This is a genomic window from Streptomyces abyssomicinicus (assembly GCF_008974245.1).
Classification (GTDB): domain Bacteria; phylum Actinomycetota; class Actinomycetes; order Streptomycetales; family Streptomycetaceae; genus Streptomyces; species Streptomyces abyssomicinicus.
Map to the genome: position 1 here is coordinate 1,337,076 of NZ_BBZI01000006.1, position 17,971 is coordinate 1,355,046.

The 17,971-nt window shown below is 74.7% G+C and carries 17 protein-coding genes; 4 read left to right on the forward strand and 13 right to left on the reverse strand.

Annotated features, from left to right (window positions below):
* Positions 1–49: 49 nt before the first annotated feature.
* The 4 genes from GBN72_RS13375 to hemB all read right to left on the reverse strand — a co-directional run bounded on the left by GBN72_RS13375 (position 50) and on the right by hemB (position 3,208).
* The gene (locus GBN72_RS13375) at positions 50–823 is read right to left on the reverse strand and encodes an ABC transporter ATP-binding protein (protein WP_151771892.1); all 774 of its coding nucleotides are present in this window, start codon (positions 821–823) and stop codon (positions 50–52) included.
* 127 nt (positions 824–950) lie between these two features.
* Positions 951–1,349, reverse strand: coding sequence for a DUF805 domain-containing protein (locus tag GBN72_RS13380; protein WP_164540584.1), 399 nt, complete (start codon positions 1,347–1,349; stop codon positions 951–953).
* Between the two features lie 167 nt (positions 1,350–1,516).
* Positions 1,517–2,068, reverse strand: a complete 552-nt coding sequence (locus tag GBN72_RS13385; protein ID WP_151771894.1) for a hypothetical protein — start codon at positions 2,066–2,068, stop codon at positions 1,517–1,519.
* 147 nt (positions 2,069–2,215) lie between these two features.
* Positions 2,216–3,208, reverse strand: coding sequence for a porphobilinogen synthase (gene hemB / locus GBN72_RS13390; protein WP_151771895.1), 993 nt, complete (start codon positions 3,206–3,208; stop codon positions 2,216–2,218).
* 244 nt (positions 3,209–3,452) lie between these two features.
* Between hemB and GBN72_RS13395 the strand changes: the two genes are divergently transcribed.
* Both GBN72_RS13395 and GBN72_RS13400 read left to right on the forward strand, forming a co-directional pair.
* Entirely contained in the window at positions 3,453–4,067 is a 615-nt protein-coding gene (locus GBN72_RS13395; protein ID WP_151771896.1) for a hypothetical protein, read from the forward strand.
* Positions 4,068–4,228: 161 nt separating this feature from the next.
* On the forward strand, positions 4,229–5,335 hold the full coding sequence (locus tag GBN72_RS13400) for a tyrosine-protein phosphatase (protein WP_151771897.1): 1,107 nt from the start codon (positions 4,229–4,231) through the stop codon (positions 5,333–5,335).
* A 125-nt stretch (positions 5,336–5,460) separates the two neighbouring features.
* Here the strand turns inward: GBN72_RS13400 and GBN72_RS13405 are convergent, their stop codons facing one another.
* Complete coding sequence (locus GBN72_RS13405) at positions 5,461–6,258, reverse strand: DUF4232 domain-containing protein (RefSeq protein WP_151771898.1); 798 nt, start codon at positions 6,256–6,258, stop codon at positions 5,461–5,463.
* 223 nt (positions 6,259–6,481) lie between these two features.
* Between GBN72_RS13405 and GBN72_RS35870 the strand changes: the two genes are divergently transcribed.
* On the forward strand, positions 6,482–8,047 hold the full coding sequence (locus tag GBN72_RS35870; RefSeq protein ID WP_151771899.1) for a helix-turn-helix domain-containing protein: 1,566 nt from the start codon (positions 6,482–6,484) through the stop codon (positions 8,045–8,047).
* A gap of 15 nt (positions 8,048–8,062) precedes the next feature.
* Entirely contained in the window at positions 8,063–10,024 is a 1,962-nt protein-coding gene (locus GBN72_RS13415) for a PE-PGRS family protein (RefSeq protein WP_151771900.1), read from the forward strand.
* A 50-nt stretch (positions 10,025–10,074) separates the two neighbouring features.
* Here the strand turns inward: GBN72_RS13415 and GBN72_RS13420 are convergent, their stop codons facing one another.
* The 8 genes from GBN72_RS13420 to GBN72_RS13455 all read right to left on the reverse strand — a co-directional run bounded on the left by GBN72_RS13420 (position 10,075) and on the right by GBN72_RS13455 (position 17,763).
* Positions 10,075–10,659, reverse strand: a complete 585-nt coding sequence (locus GBN72_RS13420) for an AAA family ATPase (RefSeq protein WP_151771901.1) — start codon at positions 10,657–10,659, stop codon at positions 10,075–10,077.
* A 30-nt stretch (positions 10,660–10,689) separates the two neighbouring features.
* On the reverse strand, positions 10,690–11,157 hold the full coding sequence (locus GBN72_RS13425; RefSeq protein ID WP_151771902.1) for a hypothetical protein: 468 nt from the start codon (positions 11,155–11,157) through the stop codon (positions 10,690–10,692).
* A gap of 119 nt (positions 11,158–11,276) precedes the next feature.
* Positions 11,277–11,654, reverse strand: coding sequence for a VOC family protein (locus tag GBN72_RS13430; protein ID WP_151771903.1), 378 nt, complete (start codon positions 11,652–11,654; stop codon positions 11,277–11,279).
* A 17-nt stretch (positions 11,655–11,671) separates the two neighbouring features.
* Positions 11,672–12,283 (reverse strand): LysE family translocator, encoded by a 612-nt coding sequence (locus GBN72_RS13435; protein WP_151771904.1) that lies wholly within the window; start codon positions 12,281–12,283, stop codon positions 11,672–11,674.
* 206 nt (positions 12,284–12,489) lie between these two features.
* Entirely contained in the window at positions 12,490–14,178 is a 1,689-nt protein-coding gene (locus tag GBN72_RS13440) for a bifunctional uroporphyrinogen-III C-methyltransferase/uroporphyrinogen-III synthase (RefSeq protein WP_151771905.1), read from the reverse strand.
* Positions 14,175–15,134 (reverse strand): hydroxymethylbilane synthase, encoded by a 960-nt coding sequence (gene hemC / locus GBN72_RS13445; RefSeq protein ID WP_151771906.1) that lies wholly within the window; start codon positions 15,132–15,134, stop codon positions 14,175–14,177. Before hemC ends, GBN72_RS13440 begins: the two co-directional genes overlap by 4 nt.
* Complete coding sequence (locus GBN72_RS13450) at positions 15,131–16,975, reverse strand: glutamyl-tRNA reductase (RefSeq protein ID WP_151771907.1); 1,845 nt, start codon at positions 16,973–16,975, stop codon at positions 15,131–15,133. Before GBN72_RS13450 ends, hemC begins: the two co-directional genes overlap by 4 nt.
* Positions 16,972–17,763: a redox-sensing transcriptional repressor Rex gene (locus GBN72_RS13455; RefSeq protein WP_151771908.1), complete on the reverse strand. Its 792-nt coding sequence runs from the start codon at positions 17,761–17,763 to the stop codon at positions 16,972–16,974. The genes GBN72_RS13450 and GBN72_RS13455 overlap by 4 nt, the downstream gene beginning before the upstream one ends.
* Between the last annotated feature and the right edge of the window lie 208 nt (positions 17,764–17,971).

Genomic DNA, 17,971 nt, shown 5'->3' on the forward strand with positions numbered 1-17,971 from the left:
CTCTCGGTCTCGTTCGGCGAAGGTACGGGAGGCGGCGGAGCCGGCCGGGTCAGCTGACGCGGCCCTTCGCGTCGAACTCCTTCATGCGGTCGAGCACGGCCTCCGCGCTCGGCGCCCGCAGCTCGTCGACGATCCGTCCGTCGGCCAGGAAGACGACCCGGTCCGCGTAGGCGGCGGCGACCGGGTCGTGGGTGACCATCACCACGGTCTGCTGGTGCGCGCGCACCGAGTCGCGCAGGAAGCCGAGGATCTCCGCCCCGGACCGGGAGTCGAGGTTGCCGGTCGGCTCGTCGGCGAAGACGATCTGCGGGCGGGAGGCGAGCGCGCGGGCGACCGCGACCCGCTGCTGCTGACCGCCGGAGAGCTGCGCCGGCCGGTGCCCGAGGCGCCCGGACAGGCCGACCATGCCGATCACCGTGTCCAGCCACCCGCGGTCCGGCTTCCGCCCGGCTATGTCCAGCGGGAGCGTGATGTTCTCGAGGGCCGTGAGGGTGGGCAGCAGGTTGAACGCCTGGAAGACGAAGCCGATCCGGTCGCGGCGCAGCCGGGTCAGGTCCTTGTCCTTCAGCGAGGCCAGCTCGGTGCCGCCGATGCGGACGGAGCCGGAGGAGAAGGTGTCGAGGCCGGCGACGCAGTGCATGAGGGTGGACTTGCCGGATCCGGACGGCCCCATGATCGCGGTGAACTCGGCCTCGTGGAAGTCGATGGTGACGCCGTCGAGGGCGACCACCCGGGTGTCGCCGTGGCCGTAGACCTTCGTCAGGTCGGCGGCCTGCGCGGCCACCACGGCGGTGGCCCGGTCTGCGGTGTCGGTGGTGGTCACGGGTGGATGCTCCTGGCGGCCGGCGGATCTGGGACCGGACCATCATCCGCCCCGCGCACCCGCGCGCCGTCAGCCCTCGATCCCGTTCCCGCCGCCCACCTGGGTCGCATACCGGCAGGTCGGGGTCCTACTCGGGTATGACCCCGTCCCGGAGTCGTCCCCCGGTCGCGGTGGTCACCGCGGACTTGGGGTTCGCGCCCCACCGGTTGGTCCCCGGCTCGCCGTCGCGGACGGACCAGACGAGCAGCACCAGGATCCCGAGCGGCACGAAGGACAGGAGGACCCACGCCCCGGACCGCCCGATGTCGTGGAGGCGGCGGACCGCGGTCGCGAGCCAGAACGCGAGGCAGCAGGCAATGAGCAGCAGCAGGACCAGGGCGAGGACGGCGTTGACGTCCAGCAGCAGCATGGCGAGCGGCAGGAACGCGGCCGTGACGACCGTGAAGCGCCAGAACTCGGACCGGCGCGAGCGTCCCTTGACGTCGGTGCCCTTCCTGAGCACCGCGGCGACCTGCTCGTGCAGCATGGCTTCCCCCTCCGTGCGGACGCCCCCCGGCGTGCCTCGGCGGACGGCCACCTGCCGGACACCGGGGGCGAACGTACGCCCAGTGATCGACATCCGTCAACGGGCGTTCCCGCCTGGGGATTTACCACCGACGCGCAGGACCGCGGGACACCGGCCGGGACGGCGCCCTACCTCCCCGCGCGCGGCCGCCCGTTGTGCCGCAGCCGCAGCCGGCGGCGGGGGTGGGAGCGCAGCACCGGGTGGAGGCTCCAGTTCCGTTCCGAGGCGACCGCCATCACGTGGCCGGCGCCGACGCCGCGGAAGAACCGCGCGCCCAAAGCGAGATCGCGGTGGAACGCGACGACGCCCCGGGACGACTCCGCCCGCCGGGTCGCCGCCTCCACGCGCCGCTCCACCCGGGCCCGGTAGTACTCCGTGTCGCCCTCCCGCACCAGCTCCACCGGGCTCACGCACCACAGCGGGACGAACGGCAGGCGGCCCAGGGTCGCGTCCAGCATCCGTATCGCGCCGTTCTCGGCGCGCGGGACCATGAGGACGAAGAGCTCGACGAAGGGCGCCACGCAGTACAGGCAGAACGCGAGGAACAGCCAGAGCACCCACCACAACGGCAGGAAGACCAGCGTCAGCGGCAGGAGCAGCAGCCAGCGCAGGGCGGCCGGGCGGGCGGGGAGCGGGCCCCAGGCCGGATCGCCGGCCTGGCCCTGGTGGTGGTCGGGCATCATCGCTTCCCCCGGATCGCGCCTGCGCCCACGTCCGGCGGTTTCCGCCCGTGAGCGTGGGTGACTGTACCCGGTGGGCGCCAGGGAGAGCACGGCCCGCCCCCGCCGCCGGGACGGCACGGTGGCCGTCCGGTGGCCGGTCCGGCGTCAGCGCAGCATGCGCGCCGCCTCCACCGCCCAGTAGGTGAGGATGTTGCGCGCACCGGCCCGCTTGATGCCGGTCAGGGTCTCCAGGATCGCCTTGTCGCGGTCGACCCAGCCCTTCTCCGCCGCCGCCTCGACCATCGAGTACTCGCCGGAGATCTGGTACGCCGCCACCGGGACGTCCACCGCGTCGGCGACCCGGGCGAGGACGTCCAGGTAGGGGCCGGCCGGCTTGACCATGACCATGTCCGCGCCCTCCTCCAGGTCGAGCGCCAGCTCGCGCAGCGACTCGCGGAGGTTGCCGGGGTCCTGCTGGTAGGTCTTGCGGTCGCCCTGGAGCGACGACCCGACGGCCTCGCGGAAGGGGCCGTAGAAGGCGGAGGAGTACTTGGCGGTGTAGGCGAGGATCGACACGTCCTCCCGCCCGATCTGGTCGAGCGCGTCGCGGACGACGCCGATCTGGCCGTCCATCATGCCGCTGGGCCCCACGACGTGGGCGCCGGCGTCCGCCTGGACCTGGGCCATCTCCGCGTACCGCTCCAGCGTCGCGTCGTTGTCCACCCGGCCCTCGGCGTCGAGCACGCCGCAGTGGCCGTGGTCGGTGAACTCGTCCAGGCACAGGTCCGACATGACGATCAGGTCGTCGCCGACCTCCGCCCGCACGTCGCGCAGCGCGACCTGGAGGATGCCGTCCGGGTCGGTGCCGCAGGTGCCGAGGGCGTCCTTCTTCTCGTCCGCCGGGACACCGAAGAGCATGATCCCGGAGACGCCCGCCTCGACGGCCTCCGCCGCCGCCTTCTTCAGCGTCTCGCGGGTGTGCTGGAAGACCCCCGGCATCGAGCTGATCGGCACCGGCTCGCTCACGCCCTCCCGCACGAACGCGGGGAGGATGAAGTCGGCGGGGTGCAGCCGGGTCTCGGCCACCATGCGCCGCATCGTGGGAGTCGTACGCAGCCGCCGCGGCCGCGTACCGGGGAAGGAACCGTACGTCGTCATGCCCTCCACGCTACGCCCGCCGGAAGGGACGTTTTGCCGACGCCGGGTCGGAGGCGCCGCCCGCACCGCCCGGGGGCGCCGGGGCGCGGGACGGGCGGAACGCGGGGCGGGCGGCTTCAGCGGGCGCGGCGGCGGGCGACCGCCGCGGATGCGGCGGGCGCGGCGGGTGCAACCCGCGGGACGCCGGCGCGCGTCCTCCGGTGCGAACGTGCGGACCTCGCGCCACACCCCGGAGGTGGCTGACGTGCCCACACCCAGTTCCGCCGGCCCACGCGGGACGACGATCCGGCGGTGGGTCGCCGTCGCGACTCCCCCGGTCGCCGCCGCGGCCGTCCACGGCTGGGCGTACTGGTTCTTCCGCGCGAGCGGGCTGCCCCTCGCCGTGGGGGTCGGGGGCGGCTGCGTCCTGATGTTCGGCGCCTGGATCCTCTACCGGAGCCTGGTCGACGGCACGGGCCGCTTCTTCGGCTCCGTGCTGACCATGATCGCCCTTCTCGCCACCGCCGCCGCGGCCCAGCACAGCACCCCCCGTGCGGAGACGGCCACCTGCCGGGTCCTGACCGTGGCGGCGGACGCCCAGCCGTCGTGGGGCGACGGCCCCGCCGCCCCCTCCCGCCACAGCCTCACCCTGGAGTGCCCCGGCGGCTACCCCGGCAAGGTCGTCACCGGGCGCGGGGGCGAGGACATCGGCACGGGGGACACGGTGCGGGTGTCCTACGACGTCCACCGTCGCGTCTCCCCCCAGCTCGAGGGCGAGCCCGCCCCCTGGATCACGCTCTCCCTGGCCCTCCTCCTGCTCGGCCTGGCGTCCCTGCTGGCCCGCCACGGCGTGCGCGCCCCGAGCCAGGAGACCGGCTGACGGCCGCCGCGACGGCCGCCGCACCACGACGCCAGCTCACGGGGCACGAGCCACGGATCGCGGATCGCGGATCACGAGCCACGGATCGCGCCATCGCGCGGTCGCCCCCGGTTGGCCGGGAGTTCGCCCTCGTCACACCTCCGCGGCGCACGATCCGGGCCATGACTCACACGTCCCACATCAGGTCCACCGCCTACGTCCTGACCGCGTTCGCCGTCCTCGCCGGCACCGCTTCCCCCGCCGTCGCGGCCCCCGCCACGCCCTCCGCTCCCGCAGCCTCGGCCGCTCACCGGCACGACGCCACCGGTATCCCGTTCACCGCGGCGGAGGTCACCGCACGGGAGGACGGCTCGTACCGGATCACCTGGCAGGCTCCCGGCGTCCGTCACGTCACGGTCCGCGCCAACGGCCGCACCGTGGCCGGCGGTGGCTCCACCGGCTCCGTGACCGTCACCGGTCTGCCCGCCGCCGACCGGCAGTGGTTCGACCTGGTGCCGTCCCAGGGCGGCCGGCTGCGCCTCGCCGACCGGCTGATCCGGCTCGACGGCACCGTCAACTTCCGTGACGCCGGCGGCTACCGCACCGCGGACGGGCACTGGGTGAAGATGGGCGTCGTCCACCGCTCGGACTCCCTGGAACGCCTGACGGACACCGATCTCGCCAAGCTGACCAGGCTCGGCATATCCGTCGACTACGACCTGCGCACCACGTCGGAACGGACGACCGCCCCGGACCGTCTCCCCGACGGTGTCCGGTACGTCGTGGCCGACGTCATGGGCGACACCGCCGGCGGCGTGGAGGGCTTCGAGATGCCGACCACGCCCGAACAGGCCGAGCAGTTCATGATCGACGGCGAGAAGGGCATGGTCGGCAACGAAAGCGCGCGGACCGCCTACACCGCCGTCCTGAACGGGATCACCGCCGACGCGGACGGCTCTCTCTACCACTGCACGGCCGGCAAGGACCGCACCGGCTGGGCGAGCGCCGTCCTGCTCACCGCCCTCGGCGTGCCCCGCGAGACGGTCATGCGGGACTACCTGGCGTCCAACCACTACCGCGCCGAGGCCAACGCGGCGGCGCTCGCGGCCCTCCCGCCCCAGCAGGCCGCCGTCTACAAGCCGCTCCTGGACGTCCGCCCCTCCTACCTGAACTCCGGTTTCGAGGAGGTCGAGGACGCCTACGGGTCATTCACCCGGTACGAGAGGCAGGCGCTCGGCCTGGACGCCAAGGACCTCAGGAAGCTGCGGTCCCAGCTCCTCGTCGGCTGACCGCTCCGGAGTCGCGGCGGTACGCGGCGACGCGGCGGTACGCGACGGGACATGGGGAGGCCCCCCACCCGACCCGCGGGTGAGGGGCCCGGAACGCCGGGGCCGTCGCCGGGATGCCTCCGCCGTCACCAGACCAGCGCCAGGTCCATCTCCTGCTGCCAGTAGGTGACCGTGTGGGTGCTGTCGACGTACACGCCGCCCGAGGGCAGCGCCACGGTGGCGCCGCGGCCGGCCGCGTCGCCCGAGCGGCCCGCGTACGTGACGGTCAGCCTCTGGGCGGTGTGGCCGCCCTCGCCCTCACCGGTGGCCGCCGCGGTCATCACCCCGGCGTAGGCGGACTTCCCCGGGGCGATCGTCACGACCGCCTGGGGCCGGCTGTCGCGGAGCACCGGGACGGGCGCCTGGGCGTCGTCGAACCGCAGGAACGGCGCGTGGTAGGCGAAGCACGGGACGGTGCCGGTGTTGGTGGCGGTGAGCAGGATGTGGTTGATCGGGCGGGAGACGGCCGTGACGCGCACCTTGGTGTTCGCCGCGGTGCACGGGACCGGGGCCGCGTCGGAGCCGGACCCGGAGCCCGAGCCGGAACCGGAGCCGGATTCCGAGCCCGAGGTGCCGGCCGACCCGCCCTTGCCCGTGCCCTGGGACCCGCCGGAGCCGGCGGAGCCGGCGGAGCCGGCGGACGAGCCGGTGCCCTTGCCCGCGTCGGAGGCCGCGTCGTCCGACTTCTCCGAGCCGGCCGGCTTCGCTCCCTTCCCGGCGTCGGAGGCGTCCGAACCGGCGGCGGGGGCGGAAGCCTGCGGGGAGGAGTCGGTGGCGTCGGCGTCCGCGTCGCCCTGGCAGGCGGTCAGCGAGAACGCGGCGAACGCGACGGTCGCGGCGGCGAGGAGACGGACACGGGGGCGGCGGGAAGCGAGAACGCGCATGGCGAAATACCTCTCAGGAGAGTGGAGTTCGGCAGGCCGCCCGACCTGTCGACCGGAGCGGCGTGCTTGGATGACCTCAGCTTGTGGGCGTTTTCGTCCCAGCGGCGACGATGCCGGGGTGTTCGGGACGCTGGAACGTTCTTAACGCCCTGACCAGCGAGAACGTCACCGCCTGGAACGCCGGGACGGGACGTTCCGACCGGAGACGAGGGGGAGAGGGACAGTGACGGGGGCTGAGGACACCGCCGAGTTCGCGCGGCGGCTACGGGAGTTGAAGGACCGTTCGGGACGCAGCTACGGCATGCTCGCCAAGCGGCTCCACATGAGCACGTCGACGCTGCACCGGTACTGCAACGGGGACGCGGTGCCGACGGAGTACGCGCCGGTGGAGCGGTTCGCCCGGGTGTGCGGGGCGTCCACGGAGGAGCTGGTGACCCTTCACCGCGCCTGGGTGCTCGCCGACGCCGCGCGTCGGCGCCCCACCCCGCCATCCGCCACGGAGGCCGAACCCTCCGCCGGGCCCTCCCCGTCCGCAGGGGCCGGAACGCCCGCCCCGGGGGCCGAATCCGCCGCGGGGGCTCCGCCGGCCCCAGGGGCTGCCGCGCCCGCCGCGGGGTCCCAACCCGCCGCGGGGGCTTCGTCGGCCGGAGGGGCCGAGCGTGCCGCCGGAGCCGCCGCTCCGGAGGCCGGCGCCGGGAGGTCCACCACCCCGGCGTTCTCCGCCGAGGAGTCCTCCGCCCAGGAGGCCGCGGCCTCGAAGGCCGTCGGCACCGGCCAGGCGGCGGACACCCCCGGAACCATCACCGGGGGCACCACCAGGGGCACGGTTCCGCACCCCGCCTCCGGCGGCGCGGGGAACCCCCGGGCGGTCTCCGAGGCACCCGCGTCCCCCGTACCTCCCTCCGTCTCCCGGAACCGCCGGCGTCTGCTCGTCGCCTCCGCCGTCGCCGCCGTGGCCGCGGTGGTGCTCACCGGCACCCTGGTCACCCGCTACGGGCAGGACGACGGCACTCGGGACCGCACCTCCGCCGCCGGCGCCGAGGCGTCCCCCACCCATGCCGCCACCACCGCCGCCACCGCCTCCCCCTCACCGGCCGGGGACCGGAAGAAGGACCGGGACGACGACGGCAAGGGCAGCCCCACCCCCTCCTCCACCTCCGAGGGCGGAAAGGACGCCAAGCCGAAGGCCACCGGCACGCCGCTGACCGTCGTCACCCGACCCCACGTGTGGGAGAGCCCCTGCAGCCAGCACTACCTGGTGAACCGCCCGCCCGCCGAGATGGGCCCGCCGCCCACCGAGCCGGACGCCCCCAGCTGGGTGGCCGCCACGGGCGCGGTCGCGTCGGGCGACCAGATGATCGCGCTGACCGTCCAGGCGACCGGGGACGAGACCGTCGTCCTCGACGCGCTCCATGTCCGGGTCCTCAAGTCCTCAACCCCGCTGCCGTGGAACGACTACGCCATGGGCGTCGGCTGCGGCGGCAACGTCTCCACCGGGTCCTTCGACGTCCGTCTCGACGAACCGCGCCCGGCCGCCCGGCCGCAGGGGGGCCAGGGCGCCTTCCCCTACAAGGTCACCGCCGCCGAGCCCCTGGTCGTCTACGTCACCGCGCACGCCTCGGCCCACGACATCAGCTGGGCGCTGGACCTCGAGTGGTCCAGCGACGGCCGGTCGGGGACGATCCGCCTCGACGACGGCGGTCGCCCGTTCCGCGCGAGCGGCAACCAGGGCCGCCCCCGGTACGAACATCCGCCGGGCGCGACGGCCTGGAACGTCCCGCTCGAGTAGCGCAGGATGGGGCCCGTGGGGGCGACCAGGAACGAGACCGAAGAGCTGCTGCGCCGCGCCGGGCTGGAGGCCGTGGCCCCGTGGCGGACCGAACCCGTGCTGTCGGTGCGTGCCGCCTGGCGGACGGTGACCGGCGGTGGGGTCCCGCCGTCGGCGGAGGTCCCCGCCGGCCGTCCGGCCGAGGCCGACGCGGCCTGGAACCGGCTGGCGGCCGAGGCGGGCATCCTGGACGCCGCCGGCCCCGGACCCCACCCCGCCGTCTTCCTGGTCCAGGCGGGCGGCCGTCCGCACGGCCCCCGCATGTGGACGCGGGTCCGCCTCGCCTCCGGCGCCGGTCCCACCGGCGCCCTGGGCGACTTCGTCACCCTCTCCCTCGACGGCGGGACGCTGATCGGCGTCGTGACGGAGAACGGCACCACCCGCCTGACCGTCGTGGACGACGTACCGGCCCGCATAAGGGCGGCGGCCGAGGCGGACGCCGCCCCGCGCAGCGCACGGGAACAGGCCGCAGCCTGGGACGCCCTGCTCGGCACGCCGCCCAGGCACCTGCCGCTGGACGCATGGGCCACCGGGCTCGCCGTCCACCGGGACGCGCCCGAAGCGCTGCTCCTCCAGCTCCTGGAGCGCGACCCCTACCTGCTGTACCGCCGCCTCCCCCCGGCGGTCCTGGCGGCCGCCCTCACCCACCCGGACCGGAAGCTCCGGCAGGACGCCTTCGAGCAGCAGCCCCTCACCCGCGAGCAGCGGTCGGGCATGATCCTGGCCGAGACCGACGAGCGCACGCGGTGGGTCCTGGCCCTGCTGGCCGCGGACCGGCGCGACGAACTCACCGAGGAGGCCTGCGAACGGCTCGCCACCGACCCGTCCACCCGGATCCGGCTGGAAGCCGTCCGCCTCACCGGGCTCCCGGTGCCGCTCGCCCTCCGGCTCGCCGAGGACCCCGAGCCCACCGTCCGTTCCTTCGCCCTGCTGAGGGCCTGGGCGCACCTGGACGACGCCACCCGCCGGTCCGTCCTCGAGGACCCCCGCCCCGAGGTCCGGCGGCCGGCCCTCCTCCTGCACCACCGCGAACACCCCCTGCCCCAGGCGGTGTTCGCGTCCGAGGCGCTGGACGCCGACGCCCTGCGTTCCTGCCTCCTCGCCGACGACCTGATCGACCACGTGCTCCGTGACGGCGACCCCTCGCAGCGCGCCGCCCTTGCCGACAATCCCCGCACACCCACCGGTCGTGCGCTCCGCCTCACCCACGACCCCGACCCGCACGTCCGCTGGAACCTCGCCCTGCGCGCCGACCTCACCGAGGAGCAGCGGGCGGCCGTGGAGATCGACTTCGACCCGGCGGTCCACCACTTCCTTCCCCTGTGGATCTTCGACCTCCACGACGACCCCGAGGCGATGCGCCGTCTCGCCGGCTCCGCCCACCCGCTGGTCCGCCGCGGCGTGGCCCGCGCGCGCCGCCTGCCGCCGGACGTCGTCGAACGCCTCGCCCGCGACGAGGACCGCGTGGTCCAGCTCTTCCTCGCCGAGTCCTGCGACGACGCGCCCGCCGAGATGCTGCTGCGCGTCGCCCAGTGGTGGACGGGCAGTCTCTCCACCCCCGATCGCCCCCGCTCCCACCCCAACTTCCCGCGCGAGGGCCTCCGGCGCTTCGCCGACCACCCCGAGCACCGGCTCCGCCGGCTCGCCCTGGACGATCCCGCCTCGACGCCCGGTCTGGTGGAGCGCCTCGCCCGCGACCCGCACGAGCTGGTCCGGATCCGCGCCGCCGAGGATCCGCGGCTCTCGGCGGCCGGCGTGGCCCTGCTGCTGGACGACCCCTCCGGGGCCGTCCGCAAGGCGGCGCGGCGCCATCCGCGGCTGCCCCTCCGCCGCCTTCTGGATCTGCTGCGCGATCCGCGCACCGCAGCGGGCGCCGTCAGCCATCCGGCGATCCCGGAGGAGGTCGTCCGCCGCATGATCGGCCTGCTCGACCGCTGACCGCGCCCCGCGCCCCGCGCGCCAGGGCCCGACGCACCCGGGACGGGGCCCTACGCGGACGGGCCGCCCGTGGACCCCGCGCCCGCCTCCGGGACCTCCGCCCGCGCCAGGCCGGCCAGGATCGCGTCCACCGTCTCGTGCGGCGTCTGCCCGGACGTGTCCAGCCACAGGCCGATCCTCGGCGTCTCCTCCCGCAGCGCGCGGACGAAGCCGTCCACGGCCCAGCCCCCGGAGTACCCGGTCTTCGCCCGGCCGGCCTCCCGCTCCCGTACGGCCTCGGCCGACGGGGCGAGGACGACCACGTACAGCGGGCGGGTCCGCACCCGCGCGACGAACCGCGGCAGGTCATCGCCCAGCAGGATGTCCTGCACCACCGCGGTGAACCCGGCCCCCGCGTACTCGTCCGCCACCGTCGCGGCGATCCGCTGCCGCAGGTCGAGCTGGGCGAGCGCGCCGGACGCCGGTTCCGGCGTCATCTCCTCACGCCCGGAGACCACCATCCGGCGGAAGACGTCGCCCCGCACGTGCGCCGCCCGCGGCAGCCGCGAGGCCAGCAGCTCGGCGACGGTGGACTTCCCGGCGGCCATGACCCCCGTGACCAGGACAACCGCGGCGTCCGCCGCATCCGCTCCCATGCGCACCCACGGTAGGGCCCACCGGCCGTCCTAGCCGAAGATTTCCTCCAGGAAACCCACGTCCTCCTCGGCCTCCAGGTACAGCGCGAGGAAGAGGGCGAGCAGCAGCTCGTCCGGCAGCTCCTGGTCCTCGCCCTCCAGGCTCGCCCGGTTCGGGAGGACGCCGAGCTTGGAATAGCGGACCTCCAGCGGTCCGACCCGCTGGACCACCCCGGCGGCCTTGGAGTACCGGAGCGGGTAGGGACCGATCCGCCGGACCGAGTGGCCGGAGCCGCCGTAGTCGAACTCCAGCTCTCCGACGGCACGCGGCCGGGAGCCGTGCCCGCCGTAGCGGACCTCGCGGTGCCCGATCCGCTTCAGACGCCCGCTGAGCCGGTCGTACTCGATCTCCCAGCCGCCGAGTCCGCGCGGCTTGCCGCTCAGCTTCCTGTAGGTGATCTCGGTGTCACCGATGCGCCGCAGGCTGCCCAGCGCGTCGTGCTGGAGCTTGATGTCCATGACGGTGACCTTCTTCCCTCGCGTCGACGGTCACGGACGGACCCTTCCAACCTCCTCGCCCGGTCCCGGCCTGTCAAAAGGAGGCGCGGCCGCGTCCCCGCACCGGGTCCGGGGTCGCGTCACTCCCGCACGAGGCAGAACGGGTGCCCGACCGGGTCCGCGTACACCCGCCAGCAGCGACCCGGGTCCCCCGCGTCCAGCAGCGTGGCGCCGGCCGCCAGCACCCCCGCCTCCGCGGCGTCCAGGTCCGCCACGCCGAGGTCGAGGTGGTACTGCTGGGGGCGGGACGGGTCGGGCCAGGCGGGGGGCTGGAGATCGGGGGCCTGCTGGAAGGCGAGGACGCGGCCGTCCGGGGTGTGGAGCGTGGACCAGGTCTCGTCGGTCGACCAGCGCGGGTCCCGCTGGTCCACCTCCCCGCCGAGCACCTTCCGGTAGAAGGCGGCGAGTTCGCGTGGCCGCGGACAGTCGATGACGACGCACTGCAGGGTGGCGATCATACGCCCGAGCCTAGGGATCAGGCCGGGGCGAGGGCGAGCGAAATGCCGAGGGCCACCAGAACCGCGCCGATGGCCCGGTTGAGCGCGACCTGGCGCCGCAGCAGCCGGGTCCGCAGCGCCGGCGCGGAGAGCACGCCCGCGACCAGCCCGAACCACACCAGGTGGGCGAGGGACATGAACAGGCCGTAGCCCGCCTGCCGCAGGAACGGCGTGCTCGCGTCCACCACCTGTGTGTAGGTGGAGACGACGAACAGCATCGTCTTCGGGTTGAGCGCGTTGGTGAGGAACCCGGTCCGCAGCGCCGCGCCCCGCGACAGCGGCTCGGCGGACGGGTCCGAGGTGTCGACGTCGGCGCGGGACCGGAAGGTCTGCAGGCCGACCCAGACCAGGTAGCAGGCGCCCGCGATCCTGACGGCGGTGAGGACGGCCGGCGACCCGGCGAGCAGCAGCCCCACCCCGAGCACGGTGTAGGAGACGTGCACCAGGACGCCCAGGGCGACCCCGGCCGCGGCCAGCATCCCGGCCCTCCGCCCGTACAGGCAGCTGTTGCGGACGATCATCGCGAAGTCGGCGCCCGGGCTGATCACGGCGAGCACGGTGATGACGGCGACGGCGAGCAGTTCGGCCACGGGACAGGCACCTTCGGGGGAGCGGACGACTGGCGGAGCGTACCGGGGAAAGGCGCAGGTGGGAAAGGTGCGGCCGGGAAGGACGCGGCCACGGAGGACGCCGGGAAAGCACGGTGCCGGCCGGGGAAGGCGCCGCCGCGGAAGCACGGTGCCCCCGTACCCGGGTCACGGGTACGGGGGCACACGCGGTCAGCGCGGACCGCGCCTCAGCTGGTCGTCGCCCGGCGGCGGCGCGCGCCGGGACGGCGCTCGGAGGGCCGGGTGACCGGGTCGCCCGCCGCGAGCGCGGCCTCACGCCGCTTGGCGCCGAACTCCGCGAGCGCGGCGGCCAGCTTGGTGACCGACGGCTCGGGGGCCATCACGTCGACCCGCAGGCCGTGCTCCTCCGCCGTCTTGGCGGTGGCCGGGCCGATGCAGGCGATCACGGTGACGTTGTGCGGCTTGCCGGCGATGCCGACCAGGTTCCGCACCGTCGACGACGAGGTGAAGAGCACCGCGTCGAAGCCGCCGCCCTTGATCGCCTCACGGGTCTCGGCCGGCGGCGGCGAGGCGCGCACGGTGCGGTACGCCGTGACGTCGTCGACCTCCCAGCCCAGCTCGATCAGCCCGGCGACCAGGGTCTCCGTGGCGATGTCGGCGCGCGGCAGGAAGACGCGGTCGATCGGGTCGAAGACCGGGTCGTAGGGCGGCCAGTCCTCCAGCAGGCCCGCGGCCGACTGCTCGCCGCTGGGCACCAGGTCCGGCTTCACGCCGAAGGCGATGAGCGCCTTGGCGGTCTGCTCGCCGACGGCCGCGACCTTGATGCCCGCGAAGGCGCGCGCGTCCAGGCCGTACTCCTCGAACTTCTCCCGGACCGCCTTGACGGCGTTGACCGAGGTGAAGGCGATCCACTCGTAGCGGCCGGTGACCAGGCCCTTGACCGCGCGCTCCATCTGCTGCGGGGTGCGCGGCGGCTCCACGGCGATGGTCGGCACCTCGTGCGGCACCGCGCCGTAGGAACGCAGTTGGTCGGAGAGCGAGACCGCCTGCTCCTTGGTGCGCGGCACGAGGACCTTCCAGCCGAAGAGCGGCTTGGACTCGAACCAGGAGAGCTGGTCACGCCGGTCGCCGCCGGCGGCACGCTCGCCGACCACGGCTATGACGGCCCGGCCGCCGTCCGCGGAGGGAAGGACCTTGCCCTGCTTGAAGACCTGCGCGATGGTGCCCAGCGTCGCCGTCCAGCTGCGCTGGCGGGTCGTGGTGCCGGCCACCGTCACGGTGAGCGGGGTGTCCGGCTTGCGGCCGGCCGAGACCAGCTCGGCGGCGGTCGCCGCGACCCCGTCCAGCGTGGTGGAGACGACCACAGTGCCGTCGGAGGCGCCGAGCTCGGTCCAGCAGCGGGCGCTGGCCGTACGCGCGTCGACGAACCGCACGTCGGCGCCCTCGGCGTCCCGCAGCGGCACACCGGCGTAGGCGGGCACGCCGACGGCGGAGGCGATGCCGGGCACCACCTCGAACCGCACGCCCGCCGCGGCGCAGGCGAGCATCTCGCGGGCCGCGTCGGAGTCCAGTCCGGGGTCGCCGGTGACGGCACGTACCACCCGCCTGCCGGAGCGTACGGCCGCCATGACAAGATGAACGGCATCACGTTCCGCCGGAACGGCAACGGTTGTTGACGTGCCGTCAACCACCGTCAGCTGTGGTGCGTCCGCGTCCGCCCCGGTGTTCTCCAGGACGGCGCCCGGCCTGGCGTGTTCACGCACCACGTCCAGCACGTCGGGTTCGCCGACCAGGACGTCCGCGTTCGCCAGCGCCTCGACGGCGCGCAGCGTGAGCAGCCCCGGATCGCCGGGACCGGCACCCAGGAAGGTGACGTGCCCTTGATCGGGAACCGCGGGAAGGGTGGTGGGGCTCACTGTGCTCGCTCCCCCATCAGACCGGCCGCGCCCCGGGCAAGCATCTCGGCGGCGAGTTCGCGGCCGAGCGCCATCGCCTGCTCGTGCGTCTCGGGGACGGGACCGGTGGTGGACATCTGCACCGTCCGGGAGCCGTCGGTCGTGCCGACGACGCCCCGCAGGCGCATTTCCTTGACAATCTGCCCGTCCCCCAGAAGGTCGGCCAGGGCACCCACGGGTGCGCTGCAACCGGCCTCCAGGGCGGCGAGCAGTGATCGCTCGGCAGTCACGGCGGCCCGCGTGAGCGGGTCGTCGAGCTGCGAGAGTGCGGCAATCAGCTCCGCGGAGTCCGCGGAGCACTCCACGGCCAGGGCTCCCTGGCCGGGAGCCGGCAGGACGGTGTCGACCGACAGGAAGTCGGTGACCTCGTCCGCGCGGCCGAGCCGGTTCAGGCCCGCGGCGGCGAGCACGACGGCGTCGAGGTCCCCGCTCTCCACGAACCCGATCCGGGTGTCGACGTTGCCCCGTATCGGCACCGTCTCCAGGCGCCGGCCGTTGGCCCGCGCGTACGCGTTGAGCTGGGCCTGCCGGCGCGGCGAGCCGGTGCCGACGCGGGCGCCGTCCGGCAGGTCCGCCAGCTTGGCGCCGCCGGCCGCGACCAGCGCGTCGCGCGGGTCCTCGCGGTCCGGTATCGCGGCCAGCGTCAGCCCCTCGGCCGGGTAGGTCGGGAGGTCCTTCAGCGAGTGGACGGCGAAGTCGACCTCGCCGCGCAGCAGCGCCTCGCGCAGGGCGGCGACGAACACGCCGGTGCCGCCGATCTGCGTCAGGTGCTCGCGCGAGACGTCGCCGTGGGTGGTGATCTCGACGAGCTCGACGGGCCGGCCGGTGACCCGGCTCACTGCCTCCGCCACGTGCCCGGACTGGGCCATGGCGAGCTTGCTCCGCCGGGTGCCGAGCCTCAAAGCCTTCTCTGTCATGCTCGCCCTCGGTTCTTGGCGTTGGCGTCGATCAGGGTGTTCTGGAGGGCGTCGTCGGCGATGCGGCCGGCGGCCTTGTCGGCCCGGGAGACGGACGCCACCGTCTCCGGGTCGAGGTCGAACAGGGTGCGCAGCGCGTCCGCGTACCCGGCGCCGCCGGGTTCCGCCGCGAGCTGCTTCACCCGCACGGTCGGCGCGTGCAGCAGCTTGTCGACCACCCGCCTGACGGTCTGGGTGATCTCCTGGCGCTGCTTGGCGTCGAGGCCGGGAAGCCGGCCCTCGAGCCGGGCGACCTCGCTCGCCACCACCTCGGCGGCCATCGAGCGCAGCGCCACCACGGTCGGCGTGATGGTCGCGGCGCGCTGGGCGGCGCCGAAGGCGGCGACCTCGTCGGCGACGATGCGCCGCACCTGGTCCACGTCGGCGGCCATCGGCGCGTCGGCGGAGGCGTCCGCCAACGACTCGATGTCCACCAGCCGCACCCCGGCGAGCCGGTGCACGGCGGAGTCCACGTCGCGCGGCATCGCCAGGTCCAGGACCGACAGCACCGGCTCGGGGCGGATGGTCTCCACGGCCTCCGGACGGCGGCGCTCGGGGATCCGGCCCACGGCGGCCACGGTCGCGGCCAGCGCGGTGACCAGCTCCGGGTCGGGCTCGGGCCGGACGTCCTGGCCGGTGCGCGCGGCGTCCAGGCGCCTCGCGTCACCGCGGTCCACCCAGGCGCCGTGCTGCTCCAGCGTGGCGGCGTCCATCCCGGCCACGGCGGCCTCGCCGGTGGCGGGGAAGTCCGCCGCGGGCGCGCCCTGCGGCAGCCCGGCCGGCCCGGCCTGCGCGACGGGGCCGACGGGGTCGGTGGGGTCGAGACCGAGGGGGCAGCCCTCCGCGTCCGGCGCCCCGCGCCGGAGGGACCCGGCGAGGGAGGGGCCGGAGCCGTCCTGGACGGAGGCACCCGCCGCGCCCGCGGCCACGCCGGTCGGACCGGCCGGGCGGACCCGGCCCTCGACCGCGGCGGCCACCCGCTCGGCGGTGAGCACCAGGCCGGTGGCGCCGGTACAGGAGACGGCGATGTCGGCGCGGGACAGCTCGTCGGCGACGGCGTCCATGGTCACCGCGCGGGCGCGGACCGGGGAACCGCCGCCCGCGGCGACCTCGGCGAGGTTCTCCGCGAGCCGCTCGGCGCGCTCGACGGTGCGGTTGGCGACCACGATCTCGGCCACCCCGCCGCGCACCAGCGTGGCGGCGGCCAGCGAGGACATCGAACCGGCGCCGATCACCAGCGCCCGCCGGCCCTCGAGCCAGGACGTGACGTCGGACGCGCCCGCGAGCTGCTCCAGGCCGAAGGTGACCAGGGACTGCCCGGCGCGGTCGATGCCGGTCTCCGAGTGGGCGCGCTTGCCCACCCGCAGGGCCTGCTGGAACAGGTCGTTGAGCAGCCGGCCCGCGGTGTGCAGTTCCTGCGCCTGGGCCAGCGCGTCCTTGATCTGGGCGAGGATCTGCCCCTCGCCGACCACCATCGAGTCCAGCCCGCAGGCCACCGAGTAGAGGTGGTGGACGGCGCGGTCCTCGTAGTGCACATAGAGATAAGGAGTGAGCTCCTCCAGGCCGACCCCGCTGTGGCGGGCCAGCAGGGTGGACAGCTCGGCGACACCGGCGTGGAACTTGTCCACGTCGGCGTAGAGCTCGATGCGGTTGCAGGTGGCCAGCACCGCGGCCTCGGCGGCCGGTTCGGCGGCGACGGTGTCCCGCAGCAGCTTGGCCTTCGCCTCCGCGCCCAGCGCGGCGCGCTCCAGCGCGCTGACCGGCGCGCTGCGGTGGCTCAGGCCGACGACGAGCAGACTCATGCCGGCATCACGGCGGGGGCTTCCCCGTCGGTGCCCTTCGGGTCGGCGGCATCCATCGCCGCCGCGGCCGCGGCGCCCTTGGCCGCGGTCGGCACGGGCATGGCGTCGTCGTCGGCGGCGGCGTCCTCGCCGGCCTTGCGCTGCTCGTGGAAGGCGAGGATCTGCAGTTCGATGGAGAGGTCCACCTTGCGCACGTCCACACCGTCCGGAACGGTCAGCATGGTCGGCGCGAAGTTGAGGATGGAGGTCACCCCGGCCCCGACCAGGCGGTCGCAGACCTGCTGGGCGGCCCCGGCCGGGGTCGCGATGACACCGATGGACACGCCGTTGTCGCGCACGATGTCCTCCAGCGCGTCGGCGTGCTGGACGGGGATGCCGGCGACCGGCCTGCCCGTCATCGCGGGGTCGGCGTCGATCAGCGCGGCGACCCGGAAACCACGGGAGGCGAAGCCCCCGTAGTTGGCGAGCGCGGCGCCGAGGTTGCCGATGCCGACGATGACCACGGGCCAGTCCTGGGTCAGACCGAGCTCACGGGAGATCTGGTAGACGAGGTACTCGACGTCGTAGCCGACGCCTCGCGTGCCGTAGGAGCCCAGGTACGAGAAGTCCTTGCGCAGCTTCGCGGAGTTGACCCCGGCGGCGGCCGCGAGCTCCTCGGAGGAGACGGTCGGCACGGAGCGCTCCGACAGTGCGGTCAGAGCGCGGAGGTACAGCGGAAGCCGGGCGACGGTGGCCTCGGGAATTCCTCGGCTGCGGGTCGCCGGTCGGTGAGTTCGGCCAGTTGCCACGATGCTCCTGCGGGTAGAGCGGGGCTGGGGGCGGCCACACGTCCCCGGACCGCCTCGTCGGATGCAGGCTATGTCTTTGTGAACGTGTGCACAAAGATTGTGTCCGTTTTGCCCCACCGACGTGACCGGGGTCACGCGGTGTTCGCGCACGCGCACGGGACCGGCGGCAAGGCGCCCGGGTCCGTCACTCGTCGGGGACAAAGCTGCA

What these genes read in the sequence shown, in the direction of transcription:
- GBN72_RS13380 (WP_164540584.1), bottom strand. Translation starts at nt 1,349, where the DNA reads ATGCTGCACGAGCAGGTCGCCGCGGTGCTCAGGAAGGGCACCGACGTC.
- GBN72_RS13385 (WP_151771894.1), bottom strand. Translation starts at nt 2,068, where the DNA reads ATGCCCGACCACCACCAGGGCCAGGCCGGCGATCCGGCCTGGGGCCCG.
- hemB (WP_151771895.1), bottom strand. Translation starts at nt 3,208, where the DNA reads ATGACGACGTACGGTTCCTTCCCCGGTACGCGGCCGCGGCGGCTGCGT.
- GBN72_RS13400 (WP_151771897.1), top strand. Translation starts at nt 4,229, where the DNA reads ATGACTCACACGTCCCACATCAGGTCCACCGCCTACGTCCTGACCGCG.
- GBN72_RS13405 (WP_151771898.1), bottom strand. Translation starts at nt 6,258, where the DNA reads ATGCGCGTTCTCGCTTCCCGCCGCCCCCGTGTCCGTCTCCTCGCCGCC.
- GBN72_RS13420 (WP_151771901.1), bottom strand. Translation starts at nt 10,659, where the DNA reads ATGGGAGCGGATGCGGCGGACGCCGCGGTTGTCCTGGTCACGGGGGTC.
- GBN72_RS13425 (WP_151771902.1), bottom strand. Translation starts at nt 11,157, where the DNA reads ATGGACATCAAGCTCCAGCACGACGCGCTGGGCAGCCTGCGGCGCATC.
- GBN72_RS13430 (WP_151771903.1), bottom strand. Translation starts at nt 11,654, where the DNA reads ATGATCGCCACCCTGCAGTGCGTCGTCATCGACTGTCCGCGGCCACGC.
- hemC (WP_151771906.1), bottom strand. Translation starts at nt 15,134, where the DNA reads ATGACAGAGAAGGCTTTGAGGCTCGGCACCCGGCGGAGCAAGCTCGCC.
- GBN72_RS13450 (WP_151771907.1), bottom strand. Translation starts at nt 16,975, where the DNA reads ATGAGTCTGCTCGTCGTCGGCCTGAGCCACCGCAGCGCGCCGGTCAGC.